This is a genomic window from Acetobacter sp. P5B1 (genome assembly GCF_018811985.1).
GTDB lineage: Bacteria > Pseudomonadota > Alphaproteobacteria > Acetobacterales > Acetobacteraceae > Acetobacter > Acetobacter cerevisiae.
Genome location: NZ_JACRVS010000025.1, coordinates 21,607 through 34,782, shown reverse-complemented (window position 1 = coordinate 34,782; position 13,176 = coordinate 21,607). Strand labels below are relative to the sequence as shown.

At 56.6% G+C, this 13,176-nt stretch carries 14 protein-coding genes and 3 pseudogenes; 7 read left to right on the top strand and 10 right to left on the bottom strand.

Features of this window, described 5'->3' with window-relative positions; genetic code table 11:
• Nucleotides 1–187, bottom strand: a pseudogene (locus tag KP703_RS12715) (hypothetical protein); the annotation flags it as partial.
• A gap of 431 nt (nt 188–618) precedes the next feature.
• Nucleotides 619–849 (bottom strand): annotated as a pseudogene (locus KP703_RS12710) (DUF4172 domain-containing protein); the annotation flags it as partial.
• 363 nt (nt 850–1,212) lie between these two features.
• Between KP703_RS12710 and KP703_RS12705 the strand changes: the two are divergent.
• The 5 genes from KP703_RS12705 to KP703_RS12685 all read left to right on the top strand — a co-directional run bounded on the left by KP703_RS12705 (nt 1,213) and on the right by KP703_RS12685 (nt 4,754).
• Nucleotides 1,213–1,845, top strand: a complete 633-nt coding sequence (locus tag KP703_RS12705; protein WP_215755213.1) for an FMN-binding negative transcriptional regulator — start codon at nt 1,213–1,215, stop codon at nt 1,843–1,845.
• Nucleotides 1,846–1,898: 53 nt separating this feature from the next.
• Nucleotides 1,899–2,471, top strand: coding sequence for a TetR/AcrR family transcriptional regulator (locus KP703_RS12700; protein ID WP_215755212.1), 573 nt, complete (start codon nt 1,899–1,901; stop codon nt 2,469–2,471).
• 88 nt (nt 2,472–2,559) lie between these two features.
• Nucleotides 2,560–3,300, top strand: coding sequence for an SDR family NAD(P)-dependent oxidoreductase (locus KP703_RS12695; protein WP_215755211.1), 741 nt, complete (start codon nt 2,560–2,562; stop codon nt 3,298–3,300).
• Nucleotides 3,301–3,341: 41 nt separating this feature from the next.
• Nucleotides 3,342–3,743 carry a nuclear transport factor 2 family protein gene (locus KP703_RS12690; protein WP_215755210.1) on the top strand — a complete coding sequence of 134 codons (402 nt, stop codon included), beginning with the start codon at nt 3,342–3,344 and terminating at the stop codon, nt 3,741–3,743.
• A gap of 45 nt (nt 3,744–3,788) precedes the next feature.
• Complete coding sequence (locus KP703_RS12685; RefSeq protein ID WP_215755209.1) at nt 3,789–4,754, top strand: quinone oxidoreductase; 966 nt, start codon at nt 3,789–3,791, stop codon at nt 4,752–4,754.
• Between the two features lie 929 nt (nt 4,755–5,683).
• Here the strand turns inward: KP703_RS12685 and KP703_RS12680 are convergent.
• The 6 genes and pseudogenes from KP703_RS12680 to KP703_RS15940 all read right to left on the bottom strand — a co-directional run bounded on the left by KP703_RS12680 (nt 5,684) and on the right by KP703_RS15940 (nt 9,827).
• Entirely contained in the window at nt 5,684–6,205 is a 522-nt protein-coding gene (locus KP703_RS12680; protein WP_215755208.1) for a hypothetical protein, read from the bottom strand.
• Between the two features lie 185 nt (nt 6,206–6,390).
• Entirely contained in the window at nt 6,391–6,828 is a 438-nt protein-coding gene (locus KP703_RS12675) for a transposase (protein ID WP_215755207.1), read from the bottom strand.
• 54 nt (nt 6,829–6,882) lie between these two features.
• Nucleotides 6,883–7,779: pseudogene (locus KP703_RS12670) on the bottom strand (IS630 family transposase).
• A gap of 243 nt (nt 7,780–8,022) precedes the next feature.
• A complete protein-coding gene (locus tag KP703_RS15945; protein ID WP_373687496.1) occupies nt 8,023–8,199 on the bottom strand; it encodes an IS3 family transposase in 177 nt (58 codons plus the stop codon).
• A gap of 245 nt (nt 8,200–8,444) precedes the next feature.
• Complete coding sequence (locus tag KP703_RS12660) at nt 8,445–9,443, bottom strand: zinc-dependent alcohol dehydrogenase family protein (RefSeq protein ID WP_063905529.1); 999 nt, start codon at nt 9,441–9,443, stop codon at nt 8,445–8,447.
• 45 nt (nt 9,444–9,488) lie between these two features.
• Nucleotides 9,489–9,827 carry an alpha/beta fold hydrolase gene (locus tag KP703_RS15940; RefSeq protein WP_373687495.1) on the bottom strand — a complete coding sequence of 113 codons (339 nt, stop codon included), beginning with the start codon at nt 9,825–9,827 and terminating at the stop codon, nt 9,489–9,491.
• A gap of 272 nt (nt 9,828–10,099) precedes the next feature.
• Here KP703_RS15940 and KP703_RS12650 point away from each other — a divergent pair, with 272 nt between their 5' ends.
• Nucleotides 10,100–11,077 (top strand): AraC family transcriptional regulator, encoded by a 978-nt coding sequence (locus KP703_RS12650; RefSeq protein WP_215755204.1) that lies wholly within the window; start codon nt 10,100–10,102, stop codon nt 11,075–11,077.
• A gap of 108 nt (nt 11,078–11,185) precedes the next feature.
• Here KP703_RS12650 and KP703_RS12645 read toward each other — a convergent pair whose 3' ends face one another.
• Both KP703_RS12645 and KP703_RS12640 read right to left on the bottom strand, forming a co-directional pair.
• Nucleotides 11,186–11,806: an NIPSNAP family protein gene (locus KP703_RS12645; RefSeq protein WP_215755203.1), complete on the bottom strand. Its 621-nt coding sequence runs from the start codon at nt 11,804–11,806 to the stop codon at nt 11,186–11,188.
• The gene (locus KP703_RS12640; RefSeq protein WP_063905532.1) at nt 11,803–12,147 is read right to left on the bottom strand and encodes a YciI family protein; all 345 of its coding nucleotides are present in this window, start codon (nt 12,145–12,147) and stop codon (nt 11,803–11,805) included. Before KP703_RS12640 ends, KP703_RS12645 begins: the two co-directional genes overlap by 4 nt.
• Before the next feature lie 128 nt (nt 12,148–12,275).
• Between KP703_RS12640 and KP703_RS12635 the strand changes: the two genes are divergently transcribed.
• Complete coding sequence (locus KP703_RS12635; protein WP_063905533.1) at nt 12,276–13,172, top strand: LysR family transcriptional regulator; 897 nt, start codon at nt 12,276–12,278, stop codon at nt 13,170–13,172.
• Nucleotides 13,173–13,176: the final 4 nt, after the last annotated feature.

Here is a 13,176-nt window from a genome sequence, read left to right as displayed (position 1 = left end):
CCCAAAGCCTCTCCACCACGAGGGGTGGAAGATGCTGGAGCATGGTGAGCCTGTTGATCGGCTCCCACCGGAGAAGTTCGTCCGGCGCACCGACGATCACTTCGATCCTGTCTGTGGCGACATTGAACCGAATCCGGCCCTTCATTCGGGTACGGATTGCCTCGCGCATTTCCTGATCTTCAGACATTGCCTGGTTTCCTTCGATGAGTATGAACAAACGATCGGAGAAACCGGTTGAGGCGGCCCTGTRGGCCATGGCGATGCGTAGACGCRCGWRATCGCCCGRYCCTYTTYCGAAGGTCGAGACGCATCTAACTGCCTGATAAGCCAGTGTTTCATGGCGATCAGACGTCGATTTGTAGGGATTTATGATGGAAGTGGTTGCGGGGGCCTGCAACCAATGAAAACTGCTGCTTGTCAGCGGGTTCGTTGAACGATTGGCAGCATAGTTAAGCGACTGAAACATTTAAAGCTTTTTTCTTTACTTTCGTTTGGTCCTTGACCGCCCTTACTCCGAAAGACCCGGATGGCCCCTGCCCTACGGCCAGTCTCTTACTGTGATAAAGACGATGGATCTCCTTTCCCGCGATCAGGAAGGCACCAGTGCGTATCTTCGGTTCACAACTCAGGGAAAACCAACCTGTAGCTGGTGCTTCTTCCTCCCCCAGCCTCCCGAACCAGAATATCGCGTGATACGAGATCATTAATATCTCGCAGGGCGGTATCCGGGGACGTCTTTGCAAGCTTTGCCCATTTGAATGAGGTCAGCTTACCGTCAAACCCGTCGAGCAGGCGGTTGAGCATGAGACGATGCCGATCATTGATCGATTGACCGGCCAGATTGTCCCACCGGAAATTCAGCCGGTCTTCATGCCGATGAATGTATCGCGCCATATTTTCTGCACTCCATGCGGAGAATATGGCGCGTAATCACCGCAAGCTGCAATGCCATATCCGCATGAGACGCGGCGAATATGTCCGTTATCCCCACATCTGTTGGTCGAGTGGTCAGCAGAGAAGTCACTCTGCCCTGAAAGACCGTACACACCTTTATTATTTCGACAGCAATGGGGGGACTCCGGTCAGTCCGCTAATCGGTTCCGGATGCGACAGGAGTTAGTTGCAGTTCCAGCATCTGTTAAAATGTACAGAAACTGGATGTAAATGATGGTCCGGTCTTGCGCAGCCCTCCCAAAACCCCAGGGATAATCCATGCACATTCCAGCTGCTTTTCAAGAAGACGACCCTGCTACATTGCGTGCGATCATCCGCAACGCCCGTCTGGCGCAGTTTGTCACCGCGACAGCCAAGGGGCCGATCGCAACACCGCTGCCAATGTTTCTGGACCCGGACGAGGGCGAATTGGGGGTGCTTTACGGGCATCTCGCCAAGCCCAACCCGCAATGGCAGAAACCCGTGCTGGGCGAGGCGCTGGCAATCTTTATGGGCGCGGACGCCTATGTCAGCGCTGGCTGGTATCCTTCAAAGCAGGTCAACCACAAGGTCGTCCCGACCTGGGATTACGAAGCTGTTCAGGCATTCGGTCCGGTAGAGTTCTTCAGCGATGCGAACCGCCTGCTCGATGTCGTCTCGCGCCTGACCGACCGGCACGAAGTGCACCAGAAGGCGCCGTGGCATGTCACGGATGCGCCGGATCCCTTTATTCAGGGACAACTCAAGGGCATCGTCGGGCTGCGCCTGCCGATTACCCGGCTGGTGGGCAAGCGCAAGATGAGCCAGAACAGCTCGGCCGAGGATCGGGCGGGCGTCGCCCATGGGCTGGCGGAAAGCAGCGATCCGCTGGATCGTGCAGTTGCCGGCATGATTCCGCTGGATGGCAAATAAGACAGCGCTTCCAGTTCTTGACATATCGTTCCAGAACGCCGATATGTCAGGACATGGCAAGACCCAAGGCATTTGACCGGGATGCGGCCCTGGCCGCAGCAACGAAGACTTTCGCGACCTACGGGTACGAAGGAACGTCGACCGCATTACTCGTCAAAAGCATGGGGATCGGCCGTCAGAGCCTGTACGACACTTTCGGGGACAAGCATGCGCTGTATCTTGAAGCGCTGCAGCACTACTGCTTCGACAGTGTAGGACAGCTCGCGGTAGCACTCCAGTCGGCCGGTTCTCCTCTGGCCGGAATTGAAGCCGCCCTGCTGGGGTTCGCGGCGCGCATTCAGGATGACACCATGTGTCTTGGCGTAGGATCAATATGCGAATTTGGCCGACGTGACCGGGAAGTGACAGCAATCGGCAAATCATCTGCCGCCAGTTTGCAGAACATTTTTGCCGCAACGATCCAGCGCGGCAAGGATCTCGGGGAGATCCCACCGGAGATCGATCCGAAGGACGCCGCACGGTTCATCAATGCGACGTTCATCGGGCTGAAAGTCATGGCACGCGGGGGCGCAACACACGACGGCCTGCGCGCCACCGTACAGATGGCCCTGCGCTGTCTTGCCTAGGAGAAAGCCCCCTTTTTTGTTCTTTATTTGACTGTTCGTTCCAGAAAGATAAGCGAACAGTCAGCAGATCGACCAGGAGTTTCCAGCAATGAGCCTTTCACTGACCGGAAAAGTTGCTTTTGTTACGGGCGGATCGCGCGGTATCGGCGCTGCCATTGTCCGTCGCCTCGCGGCAGATGGCGCGGCCGTAGCCTTCACCTATGCGGCCTCGGCCGATGAAGCCAACAAGGTGGCATCCGAAGTCACCGCTGCCGGGGGCAAGGCCCTCGCCATCAAGGCGGACAACACCAGTGCCGATGAAATCAAGGCTGCCGTGTCGCGCACGGTCGCGGAGCTGGGCGGCCTCGACATTCTGGTGAACAATGCCGGCATCGTGCTCGGTGGACCGGTGGACGAGTTCGCGCTCGACACCTTTGACAAGATGTTCGCCCTCAATGTGCGCGGCACCTTCGTCGCGATTCAGGCAGCCGTCCCGCACATGAAGGAAGGCGGCCGGATCATCAACAACAGCAGCGTGGTCGCGCATTATACCGCATTCCCCGGCTCCTTCGCCTACGCGATGACCAAGGGGGCCGTCAGCTCCATGACGCGCGCCATTGCCCGCGACCTCGGGCCGCGCGGAATTACCGTCAACGCGATCGAGCCCGGCCCGACCGAAACCGACAACATCAGGAACGACGCGATGCGCGACATGCTGCGTCCCCGCATGGCGCTCGGCCGCCTGGGGTCGGATACGGAAGTCGCGAGCTTCGTGGCCTATCTCGCCAGCCCTGAATCCAGCTTCATCACGGGCTCCCTGCTGACGATCGACGGCGGTTACTCCGCCTGATCCCGGCCTACCGGAACCATTCCCAGCAAAGGACAGTCCAGATGTCAGATGCAGGAGAAACAGTCCGGCAGTTCGTCGCATCCTTTGAGCAGAGGGATGCGGACCTGATTGGGACATTCTTTGACGACGCCATTGTGTTTTCCAACCATGGCGATCCCGAATTACGCGGAAAAGAGAACGTCGTGAAGGTCTGGAAGCGGGTCTTCGAGACCTTCGCGCAGGTGCGCTTCGAGACGATCCATCAGGCCGTCAACGGCGCGATCGTGCTGGCTGAACAGATCCATCACCTGGCCCTGCCGGGTCGCGAATCTGCCGCCATCCCCAACATCGCGACCTATGAGGTCCGCGATGGCCGGATCGTTCTCTGGCACGATTACAGCGACGGCCAGTCCGCCCGCGAGGCCCTGAACGCCACGAACCCGCTTGCGGCTCCGCAGTCGTGACCTGACACACATCCCTTTTATTGAACCATTCCAAGGAAGACTGACATGCACGCTATCGTAATGCGCGAACCGGGTGGCCCCGAGGTTCTTGAACTGGTCGAAAGGCCCGACCCGGTGCCGGGGCCCGGTGAGGTTCTGGTCGATGTGGCCGCGGCCGGCGTGAACTTCATGGATACCGGCGTCCGGCGCAGGATGTTCTGGACAGAAGCCGATCCGAAGATCCTCGGCGTCGAGGGCGCGGGCCGCGTCCTGTCCGTCGGCGAAGATGTTGAGGATTTTCGGCCGGGCGAGCGCGTGGCCTGGGTCTATTCCCCCGGCAGCTATGCCGATCGCGCCGTGATTCCGGCGGCGGCACTCGTGCCCGTTCCCGATGCGATTGACGATCAGACAGCCGCATCCGTCATGATGCAGGGCCTGACAGCCAGCCATTTCGCGACCGATTTCTATCCGATCCAGCCGGGTGAATTTGCTCTGGTCCACGCGGCGGCTGGCGGGGTTGGCCTGCTGCTGACACAGATCATCAAGATCCGGGGCGGCAAGGTCATCGGCCGGGTGTCCTCGCAGGAGAAGGTCGAGATCGCACGTCAGGCCGGTGCCGATCATATCATCGTGGATGCTGGCGGCAATTTTGCCGAAGAAGTCGTGCGTCTGGCTGACGGCGAAGGCGTGCATGTCGCCTATGACGGCACAGGTCCCGTGACGTGGAAGGCGTCGCTCGATGCCCTGCGCCGGTCCGGCACGCTGTGCTGGTTCGGCCCGGTGCTCGGCGGCCCCGGCCCGATCGAGATCACCAGCATCCCGAAGAGTATCAAGATCGGCTACGCGATTTTCATGGACCACGTTCATACGCCGGATCTGCTCCGTGCCCATTCGGCGCAGCTTTTCAACTGGATCATCGAAGGCAAGATGAAGATCCACATCGGCGGCACCTACCCGCTGGCCGACGCCGCCCGCGCCCATGCCGACATGGAAAGCCGCAAGACGACCGGCAAGCTCCTGCTGATTCCGTAAAAAATGGAGAAGCCGGGATTATTCAGGGATGCGGAGTAGAGCGTTCCTGAATGCTTCTTTGCGTTATATCAGGTCACGTTATGGGACTTGTGATTCTGAGCCGGAATACCCTGATCGTAAGAAAACGAATACTATGACCATTTCATACTGCGTCATGCAGTTCATCGGAGCAAACAGGAAAGAACTGTCAAATACATGTCAGCGTTTGGTGCACTGAAAAAAAGTAATAAATAACAGAAATGAAGATCATTCGTCCCTCTATTACTTCCTGATCAGTTCCAGACCCTCCTCGCATGTTGTCACGAAAAACTCGGAAAATGGTGTTTAAATTTCGTTGAATCGAAGAGGTTATTCTACTCGTAGCGGGACAACATCCTCCTTATCTCCCTTATCTTTTTTAGGAAAAGGCCTATGATGATCAATGGCCTTTTGCCGAAGACCGCATAAGAAGGCTGCGGTCGAAAATCCTGCTCTGTTGCCGGGAACAAAGAATAAAATGCTTCAGCCCTCTCGGGACCGAATAGATAGCAATAATGAAGCATATGATGAACAGAATGTTCACATAACTCATCTGATGTATAATCTGGCCAAAAGCAAATATGGAACTGACGATTTTGAAGAATGACTTATAGCTCTGCATGGTAATGACCCACATAGCGAATGAAAGAGCGACAAGAGCCTGCACTTCCGAATAAACTGCGCATGTCTGCTATACGGAAAACAAAAAAGATCTCTACAGGTCTCGAATGAGGGCGTATCCCGCCTGTTTGCTTCATATTCCTTGAGCGGACAGGCAGTACAGAAGGGGAAAGCGGAAGGTCTGCTTCCGGATGTGCTGGAGTACAAGCAGACAAAGGATGGTGCAATTGCATTCCCTTATGAGAGCGGTCATGAACACCGCTTTTTCCATAGGCTGGCAGAGGTGGCCACTATCTTGGAGGCGGGTCTGCATTAATCAGAACGTTGCCTGAGACGTTTTTCAAAGGGATCGCAGGCGAAATGCTCGGATTGGAGGGATAACTATGCCCGTCAAACCGAAGCCGAGCCTCATAGCTGGGAGTAATTCCTCCTCCGGACACCTGAACGCCCAGATCATGCCAACCATGCGAGATCGACGACAGTATGCGGACAGGCAATTTCACAATCGTGATCTTCGTAATCACTCGATAGTTGGATGGAGCGAGCGATAAAACATACAGAACACACCCTCCGCTGCCGCAGAGATTTGCTTCTTTGAAGGTCTCAGGTGTCCGGCTGTCATCTGCCATCGCCAGTGCGTAGATGAGCGCCTCAGAATGACCATCACCGTCAAGATCGGAGAAGGCAGTAGTGTACCGTACCAGCTTGTGTTTTTGCACGAACGTCGCAACTCCGGGCGGATCTGCAGCATTCGCTGCCGTGCTCAGAAAAGTAGCGAGTGCGATTATACCCAGCCCGAGCTTCGCCTCCATGCATATCTCCTGATGAAAATCCGATCTTACTATTTTTCTTTGCTCACGTGTATGGCCAGCATCAACTATCACCAATCTATCATTCTACGTCCGACATGAGGCGACGGCCGCCAGTCTGCTCTCTTATCACTGAACAGCCTGGCAGTACCGGGGGGCAACTGTGTTGATCATGTGATCTGCAAAGGCTAACTTTTCTGGATCATGGCATTGAGGATGACGAGGAGCTGGCGTGCGATGGCGATAAGGATGGTCTTGGGTGGCTTGCCCTTGGCGCGCACCCTATCGCGCATGGCAATGAGCGCAGGCACGCGGCGGGACGCGGACAGGGCTGCGATATAGAGGGCTTCGCGGACCTTTCGTCGTCCGCCCCAGATGCGTCGTGCTCCCTTCCATGAGCCGCTTTTGCGTGCATGGGGTGCCAGACCGGCAAGAGAGGCGATCTTGCGGCGACACAATGTGCCGAGTTCCGGTAGTTCGCCGAGCAAGACGGCCATTACGGTCGGGCCGATGCCGGGCACGGTGCTCATCAGGGCGGCCTGTTCCGCGAGCGCGCGATCTGCAGCGATTATGGCTTTGATGCGCTGATCGAGCACGCTGATCTGGGTCGAGAGCAGAGCGATCATGGCGTCGATCTGCTCGGCGATGCCGAGACCCGGCAATGCCAGAGCATAATCTGATCAATCTGGCTCATATCCTGCTGCGGTCAAGCAGGCTGTGGCCTGCCTGTGGCAGACATCATCGATGGCGGCGCACACGGCCGCCTGCAGGGTCTCGACAGTGCGCGGGGCTGCTCACCTGAGCCATGCCTTCATTTTGGAGAAGATATTCTCGATCGGATTGAAGTCTGGGCTGTAGGGCGGCAGGAACAGCATGCGAGCGTCAACGGCCTATACTGCGTCGCGGGCTGCTGCGCCCTTGTGGGCGGGAAGGTTGTCGAGGATCACGATGTCTCCTGCCGCCAGACTCGGGGTCAGTATCTGTCGGACATAGGCTGTGAACCATTCTCCGGTCATCGGCCCGGTCAGCATCATCGGCGCCGTCATGCCCGACAGGCGCAGGCCGCCGATGAATGTCGTCGTGTTCCAATGTCCATGCGGCACCGGCATCCGGCAGCGTGTACCACGTTTTGACCGTCCGCGCAGACGGGCCACCTTCGTAGAAACAGCGGTCTCGTCGATGAAGACTAGGTGCCCAGGATCGAGATCAGGCTGGCCCTCGAACCACGCCTTGCGCCGTACCGCGACGTCGGTTCGTGTCTGCTCGCTGGCGTGCGCTGTTTTTTTTAACGGTCATGGCGTGGCGGTCGAGGCAGCGCCAGATCGTGCTCGGCGCGAAACGCACGCCGTGCTCTGTCGCCAGCCGGTCCGCCAGTTCGCCAGTTCCACCAGCGAGATATCGCCTTTGGCTTCGACTGCGGCCAGCAAGAAACCCGACTAGGCCTCGATCCACTGCGAGCGACGACCCCCGCCCGGCCTCAGCGCGTGGTCGCGGCCGCTGGCGTGCCACTCCGCCACCCACCGGATGACACTCGACGGAGAAACACCAAAACGGGAAGCTGCCGAGCGACGGGTCATCCCCTAAGCAACGGCGGCAAGTGTGCGCTGGCGAAGGTCAGTCGATTGAGCTCCGGTCATGCACGCCGGCCTCCTGCCCGGAAGGAAGAATGAAATTAGATTTCTTCCCCGATGAGAACCAAAAAACGACTCCGTCAGGTCGGATTATGCTCTAGGCGCCACTTAGCAATATGTGTCGAAGCGAAATGGCAATCGAGAGCAGCCTGATTGGTCAAAAGCTCTTTAACGTGCACGAGCCCGGATTCAAACTGGACTTGTGACCCTGTGGCGACGGGTGCGCACTGGGCGGATCCCGTTAAGTTTTATCAGCCACCCCACACGACGTTTGCCGACATCGAGCTTCGCCTTCTTGAGTTCCATGGCCATCCGAGGACGACCATAGGTGGAGTTGCTCAGGACAAAATGCTCCCGGATATGCACCAGAATTTTCAAATCGGTGCGCTGGCGTTGGCAAACGGGTTTGAAAATCCAAGCGTAGGTGCTCGTTCTCCCGGACGAGATCGGCCTGCATTACAGGTACTGCAGATCAGAGGTCCGATACTGCGAAACCCAGTGTCCCAATTTCGATTTGCCAATCCCCAGATCCGCCGCCACGCGGGTCCGTCGCAGGCAGATAGCCTGCAGCCGAACCTCGCTCGGTCGCCAAAGACTATACAGAGGCTGGTCTATGGCACGACGACAATCTTTCCGATATGATTGCTAGCCTCCATGGCCTTGTGCGCCTCGACAATGTTGCTCAGCGGAAAAGTTGTCGAAATGCGCGGGACGAACTGCCCATTCTTGACGCGCTCGGTGACGTAACCGACGGCAGTAGCGAGCAGCGAGGGATCGTCATAAACCTCGTGGACGTCATAGGTCTTAATCGTCGCGTATTTTAGAAAACCCTCAAACAACGGCAGGACCGTCGGCTCCGATGAAAGCATACCGTAGGAAACGATGATGCCCTTTTTAGCAATGACATCCATCATCAAGGCAAGCATGGGGCCGCCGATAGGATCATAGGCGATCTGAACACCAGCACCGCTGGTAATCTCCTCTACACGCGCGACGAGGTCTTCTTCGTCGCTGACGATGACGTGATCTGCTCCCTGTGCAAATAACTCGTCACGCTTCACGGCCGTGCGAGTGACGGCGATGCTAATGCCGCCCTCAGCCTTCACCAAGTCGATTGCAGCGATGCCGGTGCTGCTGCTGGCTGCGGTGATGAGCACGACGTCGGCCGGCCTGATCTTCGCCACATAGACCAAGCCACCCCAGGCCGTGAGATACTGTGCCCAGAGCGCGGCTCCTTGCTCGAAAGAGAGCGACGCCGGATAAATGCCAAGAGAACCGACTGGAAGGATCGCAACATCACCGTAGACGCCATAATCCATAGGCGAGAAGTTCGCTATCGAACTACAGATCACACCCAACCACTCAGGATCGACGTCCGGCCCGATCGCCTCGATGATCCCCGCTGCTTCAAACCCGAGCTTGGCGGGAAAATTAGGGTTCCAAAGATACCTGCCTTCCCGGACCATGATCTCGGCACGGTTCAGAGCGATGGCTTCAACGCGCAGCAACACCTCCCCCGGTCCTGGCTGCGGCAAATCTTCGTGCTTGATCTGTAAAACATTTGCATCACCAAATTCGTTAAAACGAACGATGCGAACGGACTTCGTCATATAATCTCCTGTCTACTCGAGTATATAAATGGATCTATCAGGCACTCAGTCGCTTCGCGGCGAGGCCATCCGACATCGTGTGGCAGACCTCTTCTCGGCGTTCGAGCGTCGGGAAGTGACCACTGGCGATCTTGGCTTCTGAGAGATTGCTGCAGTCCAATCGTGACCGATCCAGATCGCCGGGGCACCGCCGAGTGCGTCGTGCAATTCGGCCATGTCAGTCAGAATTTTACGGACCGTGTACGTAGATGATGAAGCCGGGACCGAGGAACCGCCATAGCTTCCTATGTCAGGAGTTACACATCGCCAGCCCTTCCTGGCGAAATGGGCCATCTGCCATTTCCAAGTGATTGCAAGCTCCGGATGGCCACGTACAAAGATCATCAGGGAGCCGCTGGCGAGTCCAGCTTTGATGAAGGTCGTTCGGTGCCTCACGGTGCGGACCTCACGTGTCCTGAACCCCGGAATATCAGTGATATGGGCATTTGCAGCGACGCCAATGCAGGAAATGGCGGAAGTTGCGCTCAGCGTGGCCATCAATGCCGTCCCGCCGATGATTTTCCGTCTGTTCACAACGTGTTTTCCTTCAGCGTTGCTGCCCACCTAGCGTCCGGAGGAGCGCCATCAATGCCAAGTTACGCTGGCTTTGTTGGGTCATGAATGTCATAATCGCCATTATGCATGACATTTCGTCCAGCAATTCGCCGGTTGGCGGCTCTGATCCGCTTACGCGCATGCTCCAATCCTTACGGCTCGATGGCCTCGAATACGGACGGCGGCACCTGTCAGGCACTTGGGCCTATAGCTTCCATGAGAAGGACAATGCCTATTTCCACTTCATAGGGGGCGCGCCGTGCTGGCTGCTCGTGCAGGACCGCGAATGGTCGGAGCTCCAGACGGGGGACGCTATTCTGCTGCCGCGCGGTGATGCACATGTATTGGCCAGCGCGCCTGATGCTGTCAGGCCACCCTTTCCGGCTTGGCAATGCCGTCCGATCTGGGAAGATGGCTACGATCCAGAGGCCGCCAGAGAGAACCGGGAGGGGCTGCTGTTTTACGGGTCGATGCGCTTCAATCTCGATCGTTCGCATCCCTTGTTTCGCTGCATGTCCCCTGTGCTGCATGCCCGTGCACTGATCGGATCGGAGTCTCTGATCCTGCCACTGCTCAATGCCCTTGCCGCGGAGATGGTAAGCCGCAGGGTCGGTGCGGCTGGGATGGCTGCCCGACTGGCCGACGTGCTTGCCGTGCAGATCATCCGCTCCTGGATGGAAAGTGGGACTTTGGATGACGGAGCCTGGATCAACGCAGCACGGCAGCCTCAAATCGGTCAGGTCCTTGCCGCGATCCATGAGGATCCCGGCGGGGACTGGTCGGTAGGCAAACTTGCCGCGATTGCGGGCATGTCACGCTCGGCCTTTGCGACTGCATTCGCCAGCATCCTCGGCGATACGCCTGCTCGCTATCTGACAGACGTCCGAATGCAGCAGGCCAAGCAGTGGATCATGCGGGACAATGCTCGCATCGCAGAGGTTGCAGAGCGATTGCGATATGATTCAGAAGCCTCATTCAGCCGGGCGTTCAAAAGAGTGATAGGAATGCCGCCCAGCAGTTACCGGGTCGGCAAACGGTAGCGAACTCGTTTTGCTTAGACCGACCACCTATCATCAGAAAATACAGACTGCATCATGCTCATCACAAGCGGCTCTGCAGTTCTCTTCATCATTCAAGCCGTACAGACTCTAACACAATGGAGAGAAGGGTTCTGAAAGGCAAAGCCAAGACTGTGCATGAATAATCTGTTCGGGCGCGCCCTGCGGAGGCCAAAGGCCGGCCGCGTAATACTGTCGGCGCAGTAGATTACGCTGTTCAAAACTATCGAAAGCCCAGATGTGGCAGATGCGCAATATTCCATCCAACGCATACATGCTGGTGATCAGGTGGCGGGTATAGGCCTCTGCCGGCTTCAAAGCAGCCTGCCACGCTTCCAGAGTCGGATTCAGTCCACCTGCTTTCAGCCTATAAGTCCGGATTTCATAAAGGCCGCCGCGTTCACCGAGCCCCGCAGGCTCAAGAAATGGGAACGCTTCGAACGTTTCCATTTCCATAGAAATATTGTTCATCTCGATGCCGAAGGGTGTTTTCGTTCCCAGCGTTGTGTGCCGTGCGTCGAGCAAGACTTCCTGGGATGGAAAAGAACGCAGTAGCAGAAGGGTTCCAAGTTCCCCGATCTCTGCTCGCCACACCCCGGTCAGACTACCCATTACAGGGTCTGACGCATCAGAGAACTGTGCTTGCAGGCGATGGGAGAGTGTCGACACACCAAGGACATCTGTCTGAAAACGGATCAGCTCATAGATCACGATGGGTCATCGCAAGGAAACAGGGATTGTAGCTCTGCGGGGGGCTTGCCACTCGAAAACTCAGACAGGCAGCCAAACAGGGGATCCCATTCTTCAATCCTAAGATCACAGATCAAACCTTCAGGCGAAAAAGGATCCTTTGCGACCATATCTTCAATCTCTTGAAGACTGGCGCCTTGCATGATCAGAAACCCGGATCGGAATGGTGTTCCTTTAAGAGGTCCAGAAGCCAGAAGCTTTCCCTCTTGTATCAGCTGTTTGAGATACAGAACGTGCGGGAGCACATAGTGCCCCCAGCCATCTCCGTCAGGATGATCCATGCGCACGATAAAGATGGGCATTAGGAATGCTCCTTATTTTGAAGGGTGGACAAATTGATGTTGAGGTCGTCTGCCCATCTCCAGCATATTCATCACGCTCAGACGATAAATCCTCGATAGAGAATTATAGAAACAACCAGGAACGATGAATGCTAGACCGTCTGACCAGCATGAAAGTCTTTATAAGGGTCGTGGAAACCGGGTCTTTTGCTGCAGCAGCCCAACACCTCAACCTTTCCCCCCAGATGGTGGCAAAGCATGTGGAGGCTCTGGAGCGTCATCTTGGCACACGCCTGCTCCATCGGACCACACGTCGTCAGAGCCTTACGGAAATAGGACGTCTTTACTGCGAGCAATGTCATCTCGTCCTGAAGGCTGTCGAGCGTGCTGATAATCTTGCCGCCAACACGCTTGGCGAACCACGTGGTACACTTGCTGTCAGCGTACCAGTTACCTTCGGGCGGACCATGTTTCCCATGTTTCTGCATAATTTTCGGAAGAAATTCCCGAAGGTACGATTACAGATATCCCTTACGGATCAACTGGTTCATCCGACGTTGGATGGCCATGAAGCTGTCATTCGTATTGGCGAGCCAGATCCCGATCTTGCGGTCGTCAGTCGCCCTCTGACCTCATATTCCCTTACGGTCTGCGCAGCGCCTGCCTATCTCGAAAAATTTGGCGCTCCGGACAGCCCTGAGGAACTCGCCCGGCATCAGTGTCTTGTCTACGAAAACTCTGCACATTCTGTGCGAACAGCATGGCACTTTATACGAAAGACCTGCACACGATCCGTCATGGTTTCCGGCACTGTGACGTCCAACGACTGGGGCTTTCTATTGGCCCTAACCTTGTCAGGAGAGGGCATAGTATTGGGCTCTGAACAGGCCTTGAAGCCCGAACTTGATTCTGGTCGCCTTGTCCGCATTCTATCCCAGTGGAGAGTTCCTGGTCGCCCGATGCATCTGCTTTACAATACTGGCCCTGCTATGACCCCAAAGCTGCGAAGTTTCGTCACCGAGGTTCAAAACGCCTTTCCGCCATGACATC

Coding starts and splice junctions, on each gene's coding strand:
- KP703_RS12705 (WP_215755213.1), top strand. CDS start 1,213: ATGCACATTCCAGCTGCTTTTCAAGAAGACGACCCTGCTACATTGCGT.
- KP703_RS12700 (WP_215755212.1), top strand. CDS start 1,899: ATGGCAAGACCCAAGGCATTTGACCGGGATGCGGCCCTGGCCGCAGCA.
- KP703_RS12695 (WP_215755211.1), top strand. CDS start 2,560: ATGAGCCTTTCACTGACCGGAAAAGTTGCTTTTGTTACGGGCGGATCG.
- KP703_RS12690 (WP_215755210.1), top strand. CDS start 3,342: ATGTCAGATGCAGGAGAAACAGTCCGGCAGTTCGTCGCATCCTTTGAG.
- KP703_RS12685 (WP_215755209.1), top strand. CDS start 3,789: ATGCACGCTATCGTAATGCGCGAACCGGGTGGCCCCGAGGTTCTTGAA.
- KP703_RS12680 (WP_215755208.1), bottom strand. CDS start 6,205: ATGGAGGCGAAGCTCGGGCTGGGTATAATCGCACTCGCTACTTTTCTG.
- KP703_RS12675 (WP_215755207.1), bottom strand. CDS start 6,828: ATGATCGCTCTGCTCTCGACCCAGATCAGCGTGCTCGATCAGCGCATC.
- KP703_RS12660 (WP_063905529.1), bottom strand. CDS start 9,443: ATGACGAAGTCCGTTCGCATCGTTCGTTTTAACGAATTTGGTGATGCA.
- KP703_RS15940 (WP_373687495.1), bottom strand. CDS start 9,827: ATGATCTTTGTACGTGGCCATCCGGAGCTTGCAATCACTTGGAAATGG.
- KP703_RS12650 (WP_215755204.1), top strand. CDS start 10,100: ATGAATGTCATAATCGCCATTATGCATGACATTTCGTCCAGCAATTCG.
- KP703_RS12640 (WP_063905532.1), bottom strand. CDS start 12,147: ATGCCCATCTTTATCGTGCGCATGGATCATCCTGACGGAGATGGCTGG.
- KP703_RS12635 (WP_063905533.1), top strand. CDS start 12,276: ATGCTAGACCGTCTGACCAGCATGAAAGTCTTTATAAGGGTCGTGGAA.